General features: G+C 73.1%; 15 protein-coding genes. 9 read left to right on the top strand and 6 right to left on the bottom strand.

Annotated elements, in window-relative coordinates; genetic code table 11:
• Nucleotides 1–432: 432 nt before the first annotated feature.
• Together ACH4FH_RS25870 and ptsP are read left to right on the top strand one after the other, a co-directional pair.
• Nucleotides 433–882, top strand: a complete 450-nt coding sequence (locus ACH4FH_RS25870) for a PTS glucose transporter subunit IIA (protein ID WP_398558283.1) — start codon at nt 433–435, stop codon at nt 880–882.
• Nucleotides 883–958: 76 nt separating this feature from the next.
• Nucleotides 959–2,629 (top strand): phosphoenolpyruvate--protein phosphotransferase, encoded by a 1,671-nt coding sequence (gene ptsP, locus ACH4FH_RS25875; protein ID WP_398558284.1) that lies wholly within the window; start codon nt 959–961, stop codon nt 2,627–2,629.
• Nucleotides 2,630–2,752: 123 nt separating this feature from the next.
• Here the strand turns inward: ptsP and ACH4FH_RS25880 are convergent, their stop codons facing one another.
• Nucleotides 2,753–3,667, bottom strand: coding sequence for a hypothetical protein (locus ACH4FH_RS25880; protein ID WP_398558285.1), 915 nt, complete (start codon nt 3,665–3,667; stop codon nt 2,753–2,755).
• A gap of 123 nt (nt 3,668–3,790) precedes the next feature.
• Nucleotides 3,791–5,809 (bottom strand): acetoacetate--CoA ligase, encoded by a 2,019-nt coding sequence (locus tag ACH4FH_RS25885; protein ID WP_398558286.1) that lies wholly within the window; start codon nt 5,807–5,809, stop codon nt 3,791–3,793.
• Between the two features lie 313 nt (nt 5,810–6,122).
• Here ACH4FH_RS25885 and ACH4FH_RS25890 point away from each other — a divergent pair, with 313 nt between their 5' ends.
• Together ACH4FH_RS25890 and ACH4FH_RS25895 are read left to right on the top strand one after the other, a co-directional pair.
• A complete protein-coding gene (locus ACH4FH_RS25890) occupies nt 6,123–8,522 on the top strand; it encodes a glycoside hydrolase family 31 protein (RefSeq protein ID WP_398558287.1) in 2,400 nt (799 codons plus the stop codon).
• Nucleotides 8,523–8,627: 105 nt separating this feature from the next.
• Nucleotides 8,628–9,470: a M15 family metallopeptidase gene (locus ACH4FH_RS25895; RefSeq protein ID WP_398558288.1), complete on the top strand. Its 843-nt coding sequence runs from the start codon at nt 8,628–8,630 to the stop codon at nt 9,468–9,470.
• Here the strand turns inward: ACH4FH_RS25895 and ACH4FH_RS25900 are convergent.
• From ACH4FH_RS25900 to ACH4FH_RS25915, 4 genes are all read right to left on the bottom strand, one after another.
• Nucleotides 9,400–10,734 carry an adenylosuccinate synthetase gene (locus ACH4FH_RS25900; RefSeq protein WP_398558289.1) on the bottom strand — a complete coding sequence of 445 codons (1,335 nt, stop codon included), beginning with the start codon at nt 10,732–10,734 and terminating at the stop codon, nt 9,400–9,402. The genes ACH4FH_RS25895 and ACH4FH_RS25900 overlap by 71 nt on opposite strands.
• A 70-nt stretch (nt 10,735–10,804) precedes the next feature.
• Nucleotides 10,805–11,803: a hypothetical protein gene (locus ACH4FH_RS25905; protein WP_398558290.1), complete on the bottom strand. Its 999-nt coding sequence runs from the start codon at nt 11,801–11,803 to the stop codon at nt 10,805–10,807.
• Nucleotides 11,804–11,883: 80 nt separating this feature from the next.
• The gene (locus tag ACH4FH_RS25910; protein ID WP_398558291.1) at nt 11,884–12,942 is read right to left on the bottom strand and encodes a molecular chaperone DnaJ; all 1,059 of its coding nucleotides are present in this window, start codon (nt 12,940–12,942) and stop codon (nt 11,884–11,886) included.
• Complete coding sequence (locus ACH4FH_RS25915) at nt 12,939–13,823, bottom strand: NUDIX domain-containing protein (RefSeq protein ID WP_398558467.1); 885 nt, start codon at nt 13,821–13,823, stop codon at nt 12,939–12,941. Before ACH4FH_RS25915 ends, ACH4FH_RS25910 begins: the two co-directional genes overlap by 4 nt.
• A gap of 329 nt (nt 13,824–14,152) precedes the next feature.
• On the opposite strand from ACH4FH_RS25915, the gene ACH4FH_RS25920 reads away from it, so the two are divergent.
• From ACH4FH_RS25920 to glpK, 5 genes are all read left to right on the top strand, one after another.
• Nucleotides 14,153–14,611 (top strand): Zn-ribbon domain-containing OB-fold protein, encoded by a 459-nt coding sequence (locus ACH4FH_RS25920; protein ID WP_398558292.1) that lies wholly within the window; start codon nt 14,153–14,155, stop codon nt 14,609–14,611.
• Nucleotides 14,608–15,798: a lipid-transfer protein gene (locus ACH4FH_RS25925; RefSeq protein WP_398558293.1), complete on the top strand. Its 1,191-nt coding sequence runs from the start codon at nt 14,608–14,610 to the stop codon at nt 15,796–15,798. Before ACH4FH_RS25920 ends, ACH4FH_RS25925 begins: the two co-directional genes overlap by 4 nt.
• 232 nt (nt 15,799–16,030) lie before the next feature.
• Nucleotides 16,031–17,758 (top strand): EAL domain-containing protein, encoded by a 1,728-nt coding sequence (locus ACH4FH_RS25930; RefSeq protein WP_398558294.1) that lies wholly within the window; start codon nt 16,031–16,033, stop codon nt 17,756–17,758.
• A gap of 332 nt (nt 17,759–18,090) precedes the next feature.
• Nucleotides 18,091–18,858, top strand: a complete 768-nt coding sequence (locus ACH4FH_RS25935) for an MIP/aquaporin family protein (RefSeq protein ID WP_398558295.1) — start codon at nt 18,091–18,093, stop codon at nt 18,856–18,858.
• Between the two features lie 54 nt (nt 18,859–18,912).
• Nucleotides 18,913–20,442, top strand: a complete 1,530-nt coding sequence (gene glpK, locus ACH4FH_RS25940; protein ID WP_398558296.1) for a glycerol kinase GlpK — start codon at nt 18,913–18,915, stop codon at nt 20,440–20,442.
• Nucleotides 20,443–20,458 lie beyond the last annotated feature (16 nt).

Consider the following 20,458-nt stretch of genomic DNA (forward strand, 5'->3'; position numbering starts at 1 on the left):
TCTGGCGTTGACTTTTGGCACGCTGTTGAGTTCTCAAGGAACGGACGCTTCCTTTGTGCCTGTTTCACCAGGCTCTCCGGGCGCTTCCCTTCGGTGTTTCACACTCTATCAGGGCTTTTCGCTCTTCCGAACCACCGCTTTTCTGTAGACATACAGAAAGGCACGCGTTCGAGAATCTCGATCAAGACTCTGATGGGGTGCCGCCCACTCTCGCCTTCCGCAGTAATTTGCGGCCTGGCTGTCCGGGGCAGGTGTCAGACAGTACAGCTCGGCTGTGGGCGAGGCAAATCGATTCCGCGGGGCACGGAGGACTTCAGCCGGTGTCGCTCATGCGGAACCGTCAGTTCTTATGACTTACGCTTCTGAACGGTGCGCTGTCCAGGACAGGTAGTGACGGCGGCCTGATAGATCTCCACCCCTGGGAGGCTTCCCATGACCACCGTGACGTCCCCGCTCGCCGGACGCGCCATCGGACTCGCGGCTGTGCCCGATCCGGTGTTCTCCGGAGCAATGGTGGGTCCCGGTACCGCCATCGATCCGGTTCGTGAGCCGTCCGAGGCCGTTGCGCCCGTTGACGGCGTTGTCGTTTCACTGCACCCTCATGCCTTCGTGGTCGTCGACGCGGCCGGCCACGGAGTGCTGACGCACCTCGGCATCGACACCGTTCAGCTCAATGGCCAGGGCTTCGAGCTCCTCGTCAACAAGGGCGACACGGTGCAGCGGGGCCAGGCGGTCGTGCGCTGGAACCCGGCTGCGGTCGAGGAGGCCGGCAAGTCGCCGGTGTGCCCCGTCGTCGCGCTGGAGGCCACCGCCGACTCGCTCGCCGATGTGCGTGAGGACGGCGACATCAAGTCGGGCGACTCGCTCTTCACCTGGCAGTAGCCGGGCGCCGTTCTGACGGCAGGTACGACATCCACCGCGGCGGCACGGACCGCCGCATCAACCGGAGACGGGTGAAATGGAGACAACGCTGCGAGGCGTCGGCGTGAGCCACGGGGTGGCCATCGGCGAGGTGCGCCACATGGGCACGGCGGTACTCGAACCGCCGGCCAAGCAGATTCCGGCCGAGGAGGCGGAGCGCGAACAGGGGCGCGCCCGCCAGGCCGTGGAGGCTGTGGCCGCCGACTTGATCGCGCGGGGGAATCTGGCGGGTGGTGAGGCGCAGGCCGTGCTCGAGGCACAGGCCATGATGGCGCAGGACCCCGAGTTGATGGCCGATGTCGAGCGTCGGATCGCCGTCGGCAGCACTGCCGAGCGCGGTGTCTATGACGCGTTCGCCGCCTACCGGGCGCTGTTGGCGGGTGCGGGTGAGTACCTGGCCGGGCGCGTCGCCGACCTCGATGATGTGCGCAACCGGATCGTCGCGCGGCTGCTGGGTGTGCCGATGCCGGGTGTGCCGGACAGCGACGAGCCGTATGTGCTGATCGCCCGCGATCTGGCGCCGGCCGACACCGCGCTGCTGGACCCCGCGCTGGTGCTCGGGTTCGTGACCGAGGAGGGCGGGCCGACCAGCCACAGTGCGATTCTGGCGCGGGCGCTGGGTGTGCCGGCCGTCGTCGCGCTGCCCGGTGCGGGTGAGCTCGTCGAGGGCACCGTGATCGCGGTGGACGGCAGCACCGGTGAGATCTTCGTCGACCCCAGTGCCGACAAGCGCACGTCGCTGGAGCAGGCCGCGGCGGCGCGCAAGGCCGCGCTGGCCGCGTCGTCCGGTCCCGGGGCGACCTCCGACGGGCACAAGGTGCCGCTGCTGGCGAACGTCGGCGGTCCGGCGGATGTGCCGGCCGCGGTCGAGGCCGGTGCGGAGGGTGTCGGTCTCTTCCGTACCGAGTTCCTCTTCCTGGACGACAGCAAGAAGGCGCCCACGGAGGACAAGCAGGTCGAGGCCTACCGCAAGGTGCTGGAGGCCTTTCCCGAGGGCCGCGTCGTGGTGCGGGTGCTGGACGCCGGTGCCGACAAGCCGCTGGACTTCCTGACCCCGGGCGACGAGCCCAACCCGGCGCTGGGTGTGCGGGGTCTGCGGACGCTGCTGGACCACCCGGATGTGCTGCGTACGCAGCTGACCGCGCTGTCGAAGGCCGCCGAGGGACTGCCGGTCTACCTCGAGGTCATGGCCCCGATGGTGGCCGACCGTACCGACGCCAAGGCGTTCGCGGATGCCTGCCGGGACGCCGGGCTGGAGGCGAAGTTCGGCGCGATGGTGGAGATCCCGTCCGCCGCGCTGCGCGCCCGCTCGATCCTGCAGGAGGTGGAGTTCCTGTCGCTGGGCACCAACGACCTGGCGCAGTACACCTTCGCCGCCGACCGTCAGGTGGGTGCCGTCTCGCGTCTGCAGGACCCGTGGCAGCCGGCGCTGCTGGACCTCGTGGCCGCATCGGCCGAGGCCGCGAAGGCCGAGGGCAAGAGCTGTGGTGTCTGCGGCGAGGCGGCCTCCGACCCGCTGTTGGCGTGTGTGCTGACCGGGCTCGGTGTCACCAGCCTGTCGATGGGCGCGGCGTCGATTCCCTACGTCCGCTCGACGCTGTCGAAGCACACGCTGGCGCAGTGCGAGCGGGCCGCCGCCGCTGCGCGTGCGGCGGACACCGCCGAGGACGCGCGGGCTGCCGCGCAGGCGGTGCTCTCCGGGGAGTGATCCCGCGCGACGCCCATGCGTCGCAAGGAGCCTTGATGGCCGTCCCGCCCTTTGTGGCGGGGCGGCCATCTGCCGTTGTGCGCTGTCGTGGGGCGGATGAGGTGCCCAACAGAAGAGGTCGGGTCAGCGGTGGCGGTGCTCTTCCGTCGGGGGTGGGAGGGTGAGTCCGGGGGCGTAGTCGACGCCGTGCTCGGGTGGGATCGGTTCGCCGGTGTCGGCGTCGGTGCAGTAGGCGGTGAAGACCTCGGCCGCGGTGAGCGGGCAGGGCCAGGCGTCCCGCAGGGACCAGCCGCGGACGGTGTCGTGGGTGCCGGCCGTGGGGCCGTCGGTGGTGGTGCGGGAGACGATGCCGCCCGGGGTGCGCAGGGCAAGGCCGGTGGCGAGGACGGTACAGAAGACCAGGGTGGTGGCTTCGGAGAGTTGGAGGCGGCCGCCGTCGCTGCTGGTGGCGTGCAGGATGGCCAGGAGGGACGGCTCGCCCGCCGGGATGCTGCACACGAGGTGGTGGGTCCCCTCGCCGAGGGCTTCGAGGAGTTTCCTGAGGGCGTGGGTGGCGCGGGCGAAGGCGGCGTGTGCGAGGTCCTCACCGCAGTCCTCGCAGGTGCCGGCGCGGGCCAGGAGGGCGGAGGCGCGCTCCCAGGTGGCCTGGCGGTCGGCTTCTTCGACGAGTAACGGCAGGAGCTGCTTCAGCGGCTCGCCGGCGTACGGGAGGGTGGCGCCGGTGCAGGCGAGTTCTGCCGTGTAGCGGGTGCGGCTGTCGGGGCGGTCGGGGTCGAGGGCGAGGTCGGCGCAGTATTCCTCGTAGGCGGCCGGGTCGAAGAGGCTGAGGGTGGTGAGGACGCCCTCGGAGGCGAGGGTGCGCAGCAGTGCCTCCATCTGCTGGAGGTAACTGCGGTGGTCGTCGAACGGGAAGGTGCGGTAGCGGCGCATCGCCGCGAAGTCCCGCTCGTCGGCCAGGACGGCGGCGGTGCTGGGGACTTCGCGGCGCAGGATGCGGCGGGCGCGGGCGTGGTCGGTGGGCCGGGATGCGGATGTCATGACTCCCCCTCAGTGAGATGCTCTGCATCGAACGTCACTTGTCACTGAGAGTAATCACGGGGTCTGACAACGGCGGTCCGCGGCCGGAAGTACAGGCGGCCGCCACGGCCACCCGGACGAGCCCTACTTGGCGCGGTCGTTGGCGATGCGCTCGTAGAAGCGGAGCAGTTCGAGGTTGTCGACGGAGCCGGGGTTGACGGCCTTTTCGAGGGGGGTGCCCTGGAGGAGGCGTTTGACGGGGACCTCGATGCGCTTGCCGGTGAGGGTGTGCGGCACTCCGGGGGCCTCGATGATGTCGTCGGGGACGTGGCGGGGGGAGAGCTGCTCGCGGATGGTCCGCTTGATGCGGTCGCGGAGGGTGTCGTCGAGGGCGGCACCGGGGGCGAGGTGCACGAAGAGGGGCATCCAGTAGCCGCCGTCGGGGAGTTCGAGACCGATGACGAGGGATTCGCGGATCTCGGGGAGCCGTTCGACCGCCTCGTAGATGTCGGCGGACCCCATCCGGACGCCCTGGCGGTTGAGGGTGGAGTCGGAGCGGCCGTGGATGACGACGCTGCCGCGGGAGGTGACGGTGATCCAGTCGCCGTGCCGCCAGACGCCGGGGTACATGTCGAAGTAGCTGTCGTGGTAGCGGCTGCCCTCGGGGTCGTTCCAGAAGTGGATCGGCATCGAGGGCATCGGGTTGGTGACGACGAGTTCGCCGACCTCGTCGATGACCGGTTTGCCCTGGGCGTCCCACGCCTGCAGGTCGGTGCCGAGACAGGGGGCCTGGAGTTCGCCGATGTGGACGGGGAGGGTGGGGACGGCGCCCGCGAAGCAGCTGCAGACGTCCGTGCCGCCGCTGACGGAGGCCGTCCACAGGTCGGCGCCGCTCTCGGCGAAGCTGTCGTGCAGCCAGCGGAATCCGTCGGGCGGGAGCGGGGAGCCGGTGGTGGCGACGCAGGTGACGGCCGAGAGGTCGAGGTCACGGGCGGGGTGGATGCCGGCCTTGCGGCAGGCCATCACATAGGCGGCGGAGGTGCCGAAGACCGTGGCGCGGGTGCGTTCGGCGACCCGCCACTGGGCGTCGATGTCGGGGTGGCCGGGGCTGCCGTCGTAGAGCACGATCGTGGAGCCCACCAGGAGGCCGGCGACGAGGAAGTTCCACATCATCCAGCCGGTGGAGGTGTACCAGAAGAAGCGGTCGTCGGGGCCGAGGTCGCAGTGCAGGCCGGTCTGCTTGAGGTGTTCGAGCAGGATGCCGCCCTGGGACTGGACGATGGCCTTGGGCAGGCCGGTGGTCCCGGAGGAGTACAGGACCCACAGCGGGTGGTCGAAGGGGACCTGTTCGAAGACCGGTTCGGTGTCCTGGGAGGTCAGGTCCGACCAGTTCAGGGCGCCTTCGGGGGCCGGGGTGCCGAGCAGCGGGATGTGGACGACGGCGCGGAGCGTGGGCAGTTCCGCGCGGAGTTCGGTGACGGTGTCGCGCCGGTCGTGTTCCTTGCCGCCGTAGCGGTAGCCGTCGACGGTGAACAGGACGACCGGTTCGATCTGCTGGAAGCGGTCCAGCACGCTGCGGGCGCCGAAGTCGGGGGCGCAGGAGGTCCAGACGGCGCCCACCGCGGCGGAGGCGAGGAGGGCGACGACGGCCTGCGGGATGTTCGGGACGTAGCCGCTGACGCGGTCGCCCGGGCGGACACCGAGGCGGCGGAGTTCGGCGGCCAGCGCGCCGACCTGGGAGCGGAGGGTGGCCCAGGTGACGGGGGTGGGCTCGTGGGTCTCGTCGACGTACAGCAGTGCCGGGGTGTCGGCGCGCTCGGGGTCCTCCGCGGCGCGCAGGGCGTGCTCGGCGTAGTTGAGGGTGGCGCCGGGGAACCAGCGGGCGCCGGGCATCGCGCGGTCGGCGAGCACGGTGTCGTAGGGGGTGGTGAAGCGGACGTCGAACCATGCGGCGGTGGCTTCCCAGAAGCGGGAGAGCTCGTCGACGGACCAGCGGTGCAGCGCGGCGTAGCTCGCGGCGGGGTCGCCGGGGACGGGGGCCGGTGCGCCGTGGTGCTCCGCGGCCCAGGCGTGGAAGCGGGTGACCTGTGCGCCGGCGATGCGGTCCTGGCCGGGCTGCCAGAGGGGCTGCGGCCGGTCGTCGGACTGCGGTGCGGTGGTCATGATGCGGCTCCCGGGCGGTACGCGTCGTGTGCGTCGGGCGCGCACAGCGGTTTGGGTCCTCGGCGTGGCGAGGGTGTGCGCGTGACACGGCTTGGCAGGACGATGCCATGTGATCGTCTTGTGCACCAGGGTGGGCCCCCCACATTCGGGGCGTGGCGGATGTGGCGTGGCCACGGGGTGCGGGCCGCGGGAGCCGGTTTCGGCCAATGTCGGGCGCGGGGGCGGCCGACGGGTGGCCGGACCTGCCGCACAGCAGGTGAACGGCAGTTGAACGGTGCCCGATCGCGGCGACGTCAATGGGAGGCTGACCGGCATGGACGGGCGGGATCTGGTGCGGTCGGTACGGATGGTCAGGGCGGTGGGCACGGCGCAGGGGCTGCGGTCCGTGCGGGCGGCGTGGCAGCGGCGCAGAGCGGACGCGCTGGCCCTGCCGCGGCAGCGTGCGGAGCGGGCGCGGGTGCCGGGGACCGCGAGCGGCGCCGAGTCGCAGCCCGGGGGCGGGGTGGTCCACTTCGCGCGGTCGTCGCTGCGGGTGCGGGTGGCGTCGGGCGGCGCGGTGTTCTGCGGCTGGGACGGTGCCGGGCCGGAGCCGTCGTACGCGCTGGCGGCGTGTCCTGAGGTGGACAGCAGGGCGGTGCTGGAGCCGGACCGGGAGGGCGGCTGGCGGGTCGTCTCCGAGCGGGTGACGGTGGCGGTCTCGCGGTTCGGCGCGGTGGAGGTGCGCACGCCCGGTGGGGTGGTGTTGCGACGGGAGCTGCCGCCGCGCTGGTGGGACCGTACGGACGGGGTGGCGGGCAGCGACGACGGTGCCGGGGCAGGGCCCGAAGAGGGTGCCGGGTCGCGGTGGGTGCAGCGCTCGGAGGTGGCGGCCGACGCGCGGTTCTTCGGTCTGGGGGGCCGGGCCCGCGGGCCGCGGCTCCGCGACGGCTCGTACCGTCTGTGGAACTCCGCTCCGGACGGTGTGGTGGCGCCGGACGAGGATCCGGTGTCGCTGACCATGCCGGTGCAGTTGGTGGTGGCCGACGCGGGGACGCATCTGGTCTTCCACGACAACTCCTGGGACGGCCGGGTGGTGCTGCGTGAGGGGACGGAGGGCGCCGGCTCCGGGCACGACCGGCCCGGCACCTGCGAGGTGCGGATGGACGGCGGGCCGCTGCGCTACTGGGTGCTGGCCGGGACCCCGGCGCGGGTGCTGCTGGGCTGGACGGCGCTGACCGGGGCGCCCGCGCTGCCGCCCCGGTGGGCGCTGGGCCCGCAGCACGCCCTCGGGGGCTCGGGTGGTGAGGAGGAGGTGCGCCGGGCGGTCGCGGGCTACCAGGAGCACGGGCTGCCGTTGTCCGCCGTCCACCTGGGCGCGGGTCATCACGACGGGCACCGTGCCTTCACCGTCGACCGGAACCGCTATCCCGATCTGCCGGGTCTGGCGCGGGAGTTGCGGGCGGGCGGGGTGCGGCTGGTGTCGGCCGTGGAGCCGGCGGTGCGTGCGCGGTCCGGTGACGCGGTGTACGACGGCGGGGCCGCGGCCGAGGTCTTCGTGCGGGACGCGCGCGGGCGGGAGGTGCGCGGGGTGGTCGGGCCGGGTGAGTCGGTGTTCCCCGATTTCACCGACGCACGGGTGCGCAAGTGGTGGGGCGGGCTCTACACGGAGCGGCTGGCGCAGGGGTTCGCCGGTGTCTGGCACGACCGGAACGAGCCGGTGTCCTGTGCGGCGTTCGGTGAGTCGACCCTGCCGCGGTCGGCCCGGCACGCGCTGGAGGGCCGGGGCGGCGACCACCGGGAGGCGCACAACGTGTACGGCCTGGCGATGGCGCGGGCCGCTTACGACGGCTGGGGCGAAGTGCGGCCGACGGAGCGACCGTTTCTCCTCTCGCGGTCGGGGTGGGCGGGTCTGCAGCGGTACGGGGGCGCCTGGTCGGGGAAGGTGGCGACGGGCTGGCCCGGCTTGCGGGCATCGCTGTCGCTGGTGCTGGGCCTGGGGTTGTGCGGGGTGCCCTACAGCGGCCCCGATGTCGGCGGGGGGTGCGCGGCGCCGTCCCCGGAGTTGTATCTGCGGTGGTTCCAACTGAGCGCCCATCTTCCGCTGTTCCGTACGCATACGGCGTCGCGGGCGGGGCGGCGGGAGCCGTGGGAGTACGGGTCCGAGGTGTTGGAGCACGCCCGTGCGGCGTTGCGTGAGCGGGCGCGGCTGCTGCCGTATTTCGACACGCTGGGGCAGTTGGCGCGGCTGACGGGCGCGCCGTACGTCCGGCCGGTGTGGTGGAACTCGCCGCGGGACCGGGCGCTGCGGAACTGCGAGGACGCCTTTCTCCTGGGGGACGCGCTGCTGGTGGCGCCGGTGCTGGAGCCGGGGGCGACCAGGCGGGCGGTGCAGTTGCCGCGCGGGCGGTGGTACGACACCGCGACCGGGCAGGTCCACGAGGGGCCGGGGCAGGTGGTGGTCGACGCGCCGCTGTCGCGAATACCGGTGCTGGCGCGGGCCGGTGCGGTGCTGCCGGTGGTGGGCGCGGACGGCGGAACGGAGCTGGAGGTGTGGGCGCCCGCCGCGAGGCGCCGGGGCGGCGGCCTGGAGGTGCCGGACGCCGGCGACGGGTGGCGGCGGCCCGACGTGCGGCGTTACACCACGCAGTGGGAGGGCGACCGTGTGGTCGTGGCGCGGCAGGACGGGAGCGCGGTGGAGTATCCGGTGCGGGTGCGGGGGGTGTCGGGCGGCTAGGGCGGGTCGTCGGATCCTCCGGAGGCGCACCGGGGCGCGAGGAAACGGCGTGGTGGGGTGGTCGGCGGTCTTCCGCCGGCGCGGTGGGACTGGTAGACGGGGGCCATGCCGAGACTTGCTGCCGCGCTGCGCGGCCTCGCCGTCGCTGCCGCCGCCCTGATGACCGTCACCGCCCTGCCGTCGAGCGCGGCGGTGGGCGCCGATGCCCGCCCCGGGTCGGTCTCCCCGGCGGCCGGTGACCCCAAGGCGCCCGAGGAGTTCGTCGCGTTGCGCGACGTGGATCGCACCATCATCCAGGAGATGCGCTACTTCACGCCGCACAACTTCATGGGAGTGCGGGTGACCGGCTATCGCGCGCCGACCTGCCTCGTGACGCGGGACACGGCGCGGGCGCTGCACCGGGCGCAGGTGTCGTTCCTGCGGCGTGGCTACTCCCTCAAGGTCTACGACTGCTATCGCCCGCAGCGGGCCGTGGACCACTTCGTGGCCTGGGCGAAGGACCTCGATGACGAGCGGATGAAGGCGGAGTTCTATCCCCGGGTGGAGAAGTCGGCGCTCTTCCGGGACGGCTACATCGCGGAGAAGTCGGGGCACAGCAGGGGCAGCACCGTCGATCTGACGCTGGTGCGGCTGCCCGCGCTGCCGACCCGGCCGTACGTTCCGGGTGAGCCGCTCTCCGCGTGCTACGGCCCGAAGGAGACCCGCTTCCCGGACAACTCGCTGGACATGGGCACCGGCTTCGACTGTTTCGACACCCTGGCGCACACCCTCGACCCGCGGATCACGGGCCGGCAGCTGGCGAACCGTCTGCTCCTCAAGGACGGTCTGGAGCGGGTCGGATTCGTGAACTACGAGAGTGAGTGGTGGCACTACACCTTCACGCCGGAGACGTTTCCGGACACCGCTTTCGACTTCCCGGTCTCCCGGGGGTCGTTGGGCGGGCGCTGAGCTGCCCTGCCTTGTCGGCGGCGGTCGGGCCGTGGGACGTCAGCAGGACGGGGGCCGACAACGCGTCGGTGAGGGCTTCGGTCCAGGCGCGCGGGTCGCCGCCCGGGGACTGCCGGCGGTCGGGGCGGGCGGTCAACAACCGCTCGGTGAGGCGCTGTTGGCGGTCGAGGTCGCCGGGCCGCGCAGCCGGGATGCGGTCCATCTGGCCGTCGGGGGTGCGGTAGCTGCGGACGATCCGCAGCGCGCCGTGCCGGGCCGGCGCGTCGAGGTGGGTCACGGCGAGGCCGTCCACTCCCCCGCAGGCGGCGATGGCGTAGGCGTGCGCGGGGGCGTCGAAGTGGCCGCTGCGGAAAGCGCCCTGCCAGCGGCCGTGTCCGTTGTGCGGCTCGGTGAGGGCCGTCGCCAGGGTCGGGTCCTCGGTGACGAGCGGGCCGGGGCCGTGCCGGGTGGTGTAGGTGCGGACGACGCCGAGGCGGAGCGCGGCCCGTGACAGACCGGCCTCGGCGAGGAGGGTTTCCGCGCCGTCGAAGGTGGTGGTCGACCAGGTGGTGTACGGGTGGAAGCCGTGCCATTCGTCCAGGAGGACTCCCTGGGCGCCTTCGAAGACGACCGGTCCGCGGTGCAGCAGTCGGGGCAGATGGGTGTCGCCGACGAGCGTGACGTGGTCGGCGAAGGCGCGGAAGGCGTCCACGCAGGCGTCGATCGGCGGAGCCCCGAGCGGGCCCAGCGCGTCGGTGAGGCGGTCGCGGAGCAGGGTGAGGGTGCGGCGCAGCGCGGTGCGTGAGGTGCAGTCGCCCGCGGTGGGGGCGTCGGCCGGGTGGGCCAGCGCGTACGCGGCGGTCTCGCCGATGCCCATGCCGCAGGAGCCGTGCCGGGCGCTGCCGCGGGCCCTCTCGCGGGCCCGGTTGGCGGCCGCGTGGTAGGGCGTGGTGAGGCGGGCGCGCCGGTCGACGGTCAGCAGGGCGAGCGGGTCGGCGACGCCCTGGGAGGCGAGGTGGCGAGCCTCGGCGGCGAGGGCCAGGGGGTCCACCAGCATCAGGTGGGACAGGTGGGTGGGGACGCCGCTGAAGGTGCCCGAGCCGAATTGGGCGAAGGTGTGGTGGCGGCCGTCGGTGGTGATGACGTTGTGCGCGGCCTGGGCGCCGCCGTTGAACCGGACGACCGCCGTGACCGGCCCCGCGCCCCGTGGGAAGGCGCAGAGCCGGTCGACGACGGTGCCCTTGCCGGCGTCGCCGTAGCCGAGGTCGACCACGATGGTGTGCACGGGCGGATCTCTCTGTGACGCTCCCCGAGGGCGGGCCCCGGGAGCTGATTGCCGTGGTGGGAAAGGAGCTTCAGAGTCGGGTGGTGCCGCCGCTGCCGGCGTCGGAGGAAGCGTCGAGCAGTGGCGCCGAGGAGCGGGCGACGGTGCCGCGGCGGCCGCTGAGGGGGGCGAGCGCCTTGCCGACGCTGGCGCCCGCCTCGGAGCCGAGGTCGGCAAGGTCGTCGAGACCGGCTGCGAGGTCGATGGCCTCCTCGCCGAGGCCGATGGTCAGCGCGATGGTCTCGCAGACGGCGGAGAGGTCGTCGAGTTCGATGACGTTCTGGCCGAGCAGCTTGCGCCAGGTGCCCTGTACTGCGGAGTTGCCGACGTGGGTGGCACCGGCCGGGATGATGAAGTAGACGTCGAACTTCCGGCGTACCTCGTCGAGGATCGTGGTGAGCGGGATGTCCTCGGTGACGCGGTCGCCGAGGACGGCGCGGATCTCGCGCGCCTTGACCTTGCCGTAGGGCATCTCGTCGCCGATGAGGAAGAGGTAGCCGCGGCGGCCGCGCTTCTCGTGGCAGTCGATGCTGGTGTGGCGGGCCATGGCGTACAGGGCGAGTTCGTAGGACTCGGTCATCTGACCTCCTCCGCCGCCCTCCAGGAGGATGTTGCCGAGGTCGTCGTCCATGCGGTTGTCGGATTCGAACTGGCCGAGCTGGAGCGGGACGCGGTCGCAGGTGGCGTCGCCGACCGCGCCGAAGAGGATCTGCGGGTGGGCGACGTAACCCTTGCGCAGCAGGAGGCCGAACAGTTCGGGCAGCTTGGTCTGCAGGACGCGCGGTACGGACCGCATCGATCCGGTCACGTCGAAGAGTACGGAGACGGCGAGGGAGGTGGGGTGCTCGTCGGAATCGCGGCTCTCCCGGACGGAGAGTCCCTCGGGGGCGAGTGAGGGGTGCGCCTTCCAGGTGTGGCGGGGTGCCGAGGTGGTGACGCGATCGCTGTAGTCGAAGGCGCCGGTGCCGGAGGCGGCGCGGTAGCTCGCCGCGGCGCCGTAGACGTCGGTGGACCAGGTTCCACTGCCCATGGTGATTCCCCCTGTTGGTGGACCGGCGCGTTCGGCCGGTCGGTGCGTGTGTCAGGCGTGGGTGGGTGGTGAGAGTGCGCTCATGCGCGCCCGGCGGGCTCCGGCATCGTGAACGGCCGGAAGGTGCGCGGGCCGTACAGCTTGTCCAGGAGTTCGTCCAGCTCGGCCAGCAGCCGCCAGGCGTCGTGCGGCCTGCGGGCCTCGGCGGGGAGGGTGCAGCCGCGCAGGAAGGCGCGGAGGGGCTGCGGCGTGCGCTCCCCCATCAGGGCGCCCATCGTGCGGGACGCCAGGTGGATGTCGGTGGCCTCGGTCGCCGGCCGGCGGGCGGTGACCTCGGGCGGGTAGTGCTCTCGGTGGCGTTCGACCAGGGCGGGGACGCGGCTGCCGAGGGTGGCGCTGTAGCACCAGTCGACGAGGACCAGGCCGTGCAGCTCGGGGTGGATGAGGACGTGCTCGGGCAGGACGGCGCCGTGCACGCGGCCGGCGCGGTGCGCCCAGCCCAGGGCGACCAGGAGTCTGCGCCACATCCAGGCCGCGTCGCGCGGGTCGAGCCCTTCGGGGTGCGCGGCCCGGACCTCGGCCAGGGTGTGGAAGCCGGCCAGCGGGACGAGGGCGTTGACGCGAGGTTCGACGCCCGTGCCGGCCTCGCGGTGCCGGAAGGACGCGATCAGACGGGGTGCGTAGGCGCGGTGGCGGGGTTCGCCGTGCCGCGCCAGGCGCTCCAGCGAGCGGGCTTCGCGTGCGAGCAGGTCGTTGTCGGCGGCGGCGCGCGGGATCTTCAGCAGGGCGGTCTGCCGGACGCCGTCCTGCTCGTAGGTCGCCTCGCGGAGCACCGCGAGATCGCCGGTGGCTCGGGTGCCGCCGAGGGTGTAGGTGTGGCGGCGGGTGGTCAGGGTCGGCCGGGCGGGGTCGCCGCGGCGCTGCCACAGTGCGACCAGCCGGGCGAACTCGGCCTCGGCGAGCGGGCGTTCGGCGGCCGGGGCGGTGTCGGGGTGCAGCAGGCGGGCGAGTCTGCGGTAGGCGCGGGCGGCTCGGGCCTCGTCCGGCGGGAAGAGGTCGGTGGGGCCGTGGGCGGCGGCGAGTGCGGCGCGGGCGGCGGCGCGGTCACGGAGGGCGTCCGCGTCCGCGGGGGTGGTCATCGCACGCTCTCCTCTCGGTCGGGGCGCAGCAGTGCCGGGTGCAGCAGGCGGGCGTCGCCCGCGCGGTAGAGGCGGGCCCGGGGGCCGCCCCGCGCTCCCCCGCGGGCCGCTGTGGCGCCGGTGGATTCGACGAACCCGGGGACGGAGAGCACCTTGCGGTGGAAGTTGCCCGCGTGCAGTGGGCTGCCCCAGATGGATTCGTAGACACCGCGGAGTTCGACGATGGTGAATTCCTCGCCGAGGAAGGCCGCGGCCAGCGGGGTGTACTCGATCTTCGCGCGGGCGCGGTCGAGGCCGTCGGTGATGATCCGCGCGTGGTCGAAGGCCGGCGGAAGGCCGCCGGTGGGGGTGGGCGGGGAGCCGGCTGCGGGCCGGGGCACGGAACCACCCCCGTCGGTCCCGTGCCCGCGGCCCTGCTCTGGGGGACGCAGCGCAGACGCGTCCGGTTCAGCGGCGGTCCGGGCCGGCGCGGCCGCTTCAGCCGCGGCGTTCCGGGCGGCCGGGGCGGCCGCTGCGAGGTTCACGTCGGCGAGCGGAATCCAGGCCGCGGCGGAGGCGTCGCCGCCGCCCCGTGCCTCGGGGAGGTCGGGGGCGAAGCCAAGGTAGGCGACCGTGACGACCGGCATCCGGGGGTCACGGCCGGGATCGCCGTACGAGCCGAGCTGTTCGAGGTGGACGCGCTCCAGGCCCGCGGCGTCCAGGCCGGTCTCCTCGGCCAGTTCACGCGCCGCGGCCTCGTCGAGCGTCTCGCGGCCGGCCCGGACGAAGCCGCCCGGCAGGGCCCAGGCGCCGTGGAAGGGCGGGCCGCCGCGCTGCACGAGCAGGACGTGCAGGGCGCCTTCGCGCAGGGTCAGCGCGACGATGTCGACGGTCACGGCGATGGCGGGGAACTCGCGCGGGTCGTAGTCCGCGAGGAACGCGCCGTCGCCGCCGTCAGGTGCGCCGCCCTTCCCGTTGTGCGCTTGCTCCGCGTCCACGGCCGCTCCCCCGATTCGTCATTCTCACTTTGAGTCTTTCTCGGAACGAGAACAACATAGCACCGGGGGTGAGCGTGGTCCAGGGGCGGCACTGCCGCGCACCGACGGCCACACCCGACCGACCTGACAGGCCGCGGCAGGTTCGCGCCGGAGTTCCCTACCGGGGTTCCGCGCCGGCCGGCGGCGTGGCACACTCCTGACGTTCCGTCAGATCTGTTGGCCCGGGAGGGTCCGTGGCACGTACGCGCAAGCCCGTGATGCCGGGGTGGTTCGACCAGGACGCGGCGGAATTCCGGCTGCTGGGGACACGCTGCCGGGCCTGCGGCGCGGTGTTCTTCCCCCGCGAGGACTCCTTCTGCCGCAATCCCCGCTGCGCGGGCGAAGAGCTGGACGAGGTGCCGCTGTCCCGCCACGGCACCGTCTGGTCGTACACCGACGGCCGCTACCGCCCGCCCGCCCCGTACGTGTCCGATCCGGACGCGGCGTGGCAGCCGTACACCCTGGTCGCCGTGGAACTCGCCGCGGAGAAGATGGTCGTGCTCGGGCAGGCCGCCCCCGGGGTGACCGCCGCGGATCTCACGGTCGGGACGGAGGTCGAGCTGGTGCCGGGCGTCCTCAACGAGGACACCGAGCACATCTGGACGACCTGGCACTGGCGGCCGGTCGCGGCCGGACGGCGGGACGCGTCATGACCGGCGACGTGGCGGTGCTGGGCGCCGGAATGCACCGTTGGGGAAAGTGGGGGCGCGGCTTCGTCGAGTACGGCACGAAGGCGGCCCGGGACGCGCTCGCCGACGCCGGTCTGGAGTGGCGCGACGTGCAGAGCGTGGTCGGCGCCGCCACGGTGCGCGGCGGCTACCCCGGCCATGTCGCGGGCGCCACCTTCGCGAAGGCGCTGGGCTGGCAGGGCGCCAGGGTGACCAGCGTCTACGCGGCCTGTGCGTCCGGGGCGCAGGCCATCAGCACCGCACGGGCGCAGATCCTGGCGGGCCTGGCGGACGTGGCGCTGGTGGTGGGGGCGGAGGCCGCACCCAAGGGGTTCTTCGCCCCGGCCGGCGGCGACCGTCCCGACGACCCGGACTGGCTGCGCTTTCGGGTGCTGGGCGCCACCAACCCGGCGTACTTCGGGCTGTACGCGCGCCGCAGGATGGCCCTGCACGGCGACACCGTCGAGGACTTCGCCCAGGTGAAGGTGAAGAACGCGGCGGCGGGCGCGGCGAACCCCTACGCGCGCTACCGCAAGCCCGTCACCGCGGAGGAGGTCGCGGCGTCGGCGGTGGTCGCCGATCCGCTGCGGCTGCTGGACATCTGCGCCACCTCCGACGGCGCCGCGGCGCTGGTCCTGAGCAGCATGGCCTTCGCCCGGCGGCAGGGCGCCGCGGACCCCGTCCGCATCCGCGCCGTCTCCACGGCCACCCCGCACTATCCCCGGACGGTGCTGGACCTGCCCGACATCGCCACGGACTCCGCGGTCGCGGTGCCGGAGCCGACAACCGGGTTCCGGGCGTCGATCGCGCACGGCGCCTACGAGGAGGCCGGTATCGGGCCCGAGGATCTCTCGCTGGCCGAGGTCTACGACCTGTCCACCGCCCTGGAGCTGGAGTGGTACGAGGATCTGGGGCTGTGTGGCGTCGGGGACGCGGCGAAGCTGCTGCGCGACGGCGCCACGGCGCTCGGCGGACGGTTGCCGGTGAACGCCAGCGGCGGGCTGGCATCGTTCGGTGAGGCGGTGCCGGCCCAGGCCATCGCGCAGGTCTGCGAGTTGACGTGGCAGCTCCGGGGCCGGGCGGGCGAGCGGCAGGTGCCGGGGGCGCGGGCGGGTGTGACGGCCAATCAGGGGCTGTTCGGGCACGGCTCGTCAGTGGTAGCCGTACGGTGAGGCGTACCCGAGGGCATTCAACAGGTGGCTGAACGGGGCGAGTTGAGCCTGACGGCAGGACGCTTCGCAGTGCCGGGCAGCGCGCGTCGGTGGGCTCACCTGTGCGCTCCGGCCACAGCTCTTCGAAGACCTTGTGTGCGCGGCGGTGCAGCGGCCCATACGCTCCGGAAGGATGCGTGAACAGTGCGTGAACCGGGCGCCGTTGGAGACCAGGAGGCGGCATGCTACTGCCGTGCCTGCCTGGACCGACCAGCTCCGATTCGCCTACCAACCCGTCGTGAACCTCGCGACCGGCTCGGTCGCCGCGCTGGAGATACTCGCCCGCCCGGAGGACGGGGCGGTCGATGTCCTGGCGTCCGCGCGCCGCCACCCCGAGCTGGACGTCGAGCTGGCGGCGCTCGCCGTACGCTCCGCGGCGCGCCAGGAGACGCTGCTGCCGTTGCACGTCAACGTCTTCGCCGCGACGGTCGCCGAGCTGCCGGCCCTCACCTCGCTCGGAAAGGCGGTACGGGACGTGGGCCGCCGGCCGTGGGAGATCACCCTCGATCTGGTCGGGCCCTTCACCCACGTCCCGCACCGCTCGCTGCTGGAATCGGTGGCGGGGCTGCGCGACGAGGGATACCGGATCTGCGCGGACGGGATCGGGGACGGGGATCTGCCGCTGCGGCTGCTCGGCGACCTCGCACCGGACCTCGTCAAGCTCGACGGGTCCCTGTGCGCGGGGCCGGCCGACGACCGGGGACGGTGGGCCGTGGTGAGCGCGATGCGCCAACTGTGCGAGCAGGTGGGCGGGTTACTGGCCATCGAAGGGGTCGAGACCGAACGGCAGTACGCGGCGGTCCGCGAGGCCGGGGTCCAGCTGGCGCAGGGCCATCTGTTCGCCCCGCCCGCACGGCGGCCGGCCGCCGACATCTACCTTCCACCCGCCGGCCCGGCAGCGGTCGGCGGACCTCCGGCGCCGCACGGCCCGCCCGACGGGCCACCCGTAGCGCAGTTCCTCCAGCCCGCCGCGCTGTTGCCGATGTCCGCGTCCGCGGGGGCGGTGCGCAGCCATCTGACCGGTTTCCCGGCGGTGTCGGGGGTGCTGCTGGTGGACACCGACGGTGTCCCGGTCCGTGCCATCGACCGTGACCGGTTCCTGCTGTCCCTCTCCGGGCGGTACGGGCACGCGCTGTACGCCGACCGGCCGGCGCTGCGGCTCGCGGACCGGCCGCGGACGGTCGGCGCGGACGCCACCGCCTGGCAGGTGCTCGATGTGATCGCCGAGGGCGACCGGGTCCGGGCCGGGGACGATGTGGCGGTGGTGGACGAACGCGGCCGATGCATGGGGGTGGTGCACCTCGCCGACATCCTGCGGGCGCTGGCCGAGAGCCGGGTGGAGGAGGCAGCGCGGCTCAACCCGCTGACCCGGCTGCCCGGTTCCGACGCGGTCAACGGCGAGGTCGACCGATGGATCGCCGAGGGCCGGGCCTTCGCCCTGAGCTGGCTGGATGTGGACGGTTTCAAGCAGGTCAACGATGGGGCGGGTTTCGCGGCCGGCGATGAGCTGATCCGCGCGGTGGGGCGGGCGCTGGCAGCGGTCGCCGCCCGCGAACCGGCCGCCAGGGTGGGGCACATCGGGGGCGACGACTTCCTGGTGCTCGCCGAGCCGCAGGCGCTGGACCCGTTCGCCGAGGCGGTGCTGGACGCCCCCTGGTCCGCGGGCGGACTGCCGGTGACCCTCTCGCTGGCGACGGTCGTCTGCCCGCCCGGCAGCGTCACCGGCCACCGGCAGGCCGCGGCCGCGCTCGCGCCGCTGAAGAAGGCGGCCAAGGCGCTGGCGGGGGCGAGTTGGGTGCTGGGCCGGCCGGACACGGAGCGGACGGAACTGCGCCGCGGCACCCTCGCACGGGTGCCGGGCCCGGCCGGCCCGCCCTGCGGCAGCCCGGCCGGTCACGGAGGAGTACGCGCCGGCGGCTGACGCGTACGGCCGGACGCGGCACCCGTCCGGCACCCGCCGGTTGCGATCGGCAGACGGTGCTGTGCGTGACCTTGACGCTCCCACACGTGCGGTGAACACTTCCGGGTGTCAGTCGGCATCGCCGCACTCAGGCACCCCGGCCGCGTGGCAGCGGCTGCGCGCTGCCCGCCTCTCCCACCGGCGGTTGCTGACGCTCTGGCACGCTCGACGCCCATGCGGGCGGGGCACGGGGCAGCGGGGTCCCACCTCCGCCACCGGCTCCGCGGCACGGGTGGTACGCACCCTGCACGGAGGACCGGGGGACGTCCCCGGGCGAGGGCCTAGGAGCCGCCATGTATTCCAATGGGGACATCTTCGTCGGTGAAGTGATCGGCACCGCGATACTCATCCTCTTCGGCGCCGGCGTGTGCGCCGCCGTCACCCTGCACCACTCCAAGGCGAAGGCCGCGGGCTGGGTCGCGATCGCCTTCGGCTGGGGCCTCGGCGTACTCGCCGGGGCCTACACCGCCGCACCGCTGTCCGGTGGGCACCTCAACCCGGCCGTGACGGTCGGCTCGGCCGTCGCCGGTGGCACCGAGTGGTCGAAGGTGCCGCTCTACATCCTGGCGCAGATGGTCGGCGCGGCGATCGGCGCGGTGCTGGCCTGGGCGCTGTACTACGCGCAGTTCGCGGCCAACGCCGAGCAGGCCAACGCCCAGCCGACGCTGGGGATCTTCTCCACGGCACCGGAGATCCGCAATCCGGTCGCCAACCTGGTGACCGAGGTCATCGCCACCATCGGGCTGGTGCTGCCGCTGCTGTTCTTCGGCGAGAACAAGGGCATCGGTATCGGCCAGGTCCCGGGCGAGGACGCGGGCATCTACGGATCCGGCATCAATGTGCTGCTCGTCGCGCTGCTCGTGGTCGGCATCGGGCTGTCGCTCGGCGGGCCCACCGGCTACGCCATCAACCCCGCGCGCGACCTCGGCCCGCGCCTCGTGCACGCGCTGCTGCCGATCCCCAACAAGGGTTCCTCCGACTGGGGTTACGCATGGGTGCCGGTAGCGGGTCCGCTCATCGGCGCGGTGCTGTCCGGGCTGGTGTATCTGGCGGCGTTCTGACCGCGGTGAGCCGGCCCCGTACTCCCGCACCGAGACCTCAGGAGACGTGACGTCATGACGGAGCACACCGAGAAGTACGTCGCCGCGATCGACCAGGGCACGACGTCGAGCCGCTGCATCATCTTCAACCACGCCGGGGCGATCGTCGCCGTCGACCAGCGTGAGCACCGCCAGATCTTTCCCCGGCCGGGCTGGGTCGAGCACGACGCCACCGAGATCTGGTCGAAGGTGCAGGCCGTGGTGGCCGGCGCGCTCGCCAAGGCGGGGCTGCGCGCGGACCAGCTGAGCGCCCTGGGCATCACCAACCAGCGGGAGACCACGGTCCTGTGGGACCGGGCGACCGGCCGGCCGGTGCACAATGCCATCGTCTGGCAGGACACCCGGACCTCGCAGCTCTGTGCCGAACTGGGCGGCGCGGACGGCCAGGACCGCTTCCGCGAGGCCACCGGGCTGCCGCTGGCCAGCTATTTCTCCGGCCCCAAGGCTGCCTGGCTGCTGGACGAGGTGCCGGGTCTGCGGGACCGCGCCGAGCGCGGCGAGATCGCCTTCGGCACCATCGACACGTGGCTGATCTGGAACCTGACGGGCGGCACCGACGGCGGAGTGCATGTCACCGACGTGACCAACGCCGGGCGCACCATGCTGATGAACCTCTCCACCCTCCAGTGGGACCCGTCGATCCTGTCGGCCATGAACGTGCCCGCCGCGATACTGCCGGAGATCCGGTCGTCGGCCGAGGTGTACGGCACGGCCGTCGGCCAGCTGCACGGCGTGCCGGTGGCCTCGGCCCTCGGCGACCAGCAGGCGGCCGTCTTCGGACAGACCTGCTACGGCGTCGGCGAGGCCAAGAACACCTACGGCACCGGATCGTTCCTGCTGCTGAACACCGGCAACCGCCCGGTCCCCTCCAAGAGCGGGCTGCTGACGACCATGGGCTACCAGCTCGGCGGCGAGGCTCCGGTGTACTGCCTGGAGGGCTCGATCGCCATCACCGGTGCCCTGGTGCAGTGGCTGCGCGACCAACTCGGCATCATCTCCTCGGCCGACGAGATCGAGGCGCTCGCGGCGAGCGTCCCGGACAACGGCGGTGCCTACATCGTCCCGGCGTTCTCCGGCCTGTTCGCGCCGTACTGGCGCTCCGACGCGCGCGGTGTGATCACCGGCTTGACCGGGTTCGTCACCAAGGCGCATCTGGCGCGCGCGGTGCTGGAGGCGACCAGCTGGCAGACCCGCGAGGTGGTCGACGCGATGTACCAGGACTCCGGGGTGCGGATCACGCAGCTCAAGGTCGACGGCGGCATGACGGCCAACAATCTGCTGATGCAGCACCAGGCCGACGTGCTGGGGGTGCCGGTGATCCGCCCGGTGATCCCGGAGACGACGTGTCTGGGGGCGGCGTACGCGGCGGGCCTGGCGACCGGCGTCTGGCAGGACCTGGACGAGCTGAGGGCCCACTGGAAGCGCGACACGGAGTGGACCCCGCGGATGGACGGGGAGACCAGGGACCGCGAGTACGGCAACTGGCGCAAGGCCGTGGAGCGCAGCTTCGGCTGGCTGGCGGAGGACGGCGGCCGGGCCTCGTAGACGCGCGTCCCCACCG

Origin of the sequence: Streptomyces sp. NPDC017993 (assembly GCF_044328065.1) — a bacterium.
Classification (GTDB): domain Bacteria; phylum Actinomycetota; class Actinomycetes; order Streptomycetales; family Streptomycetaceae; genus Streptomyces.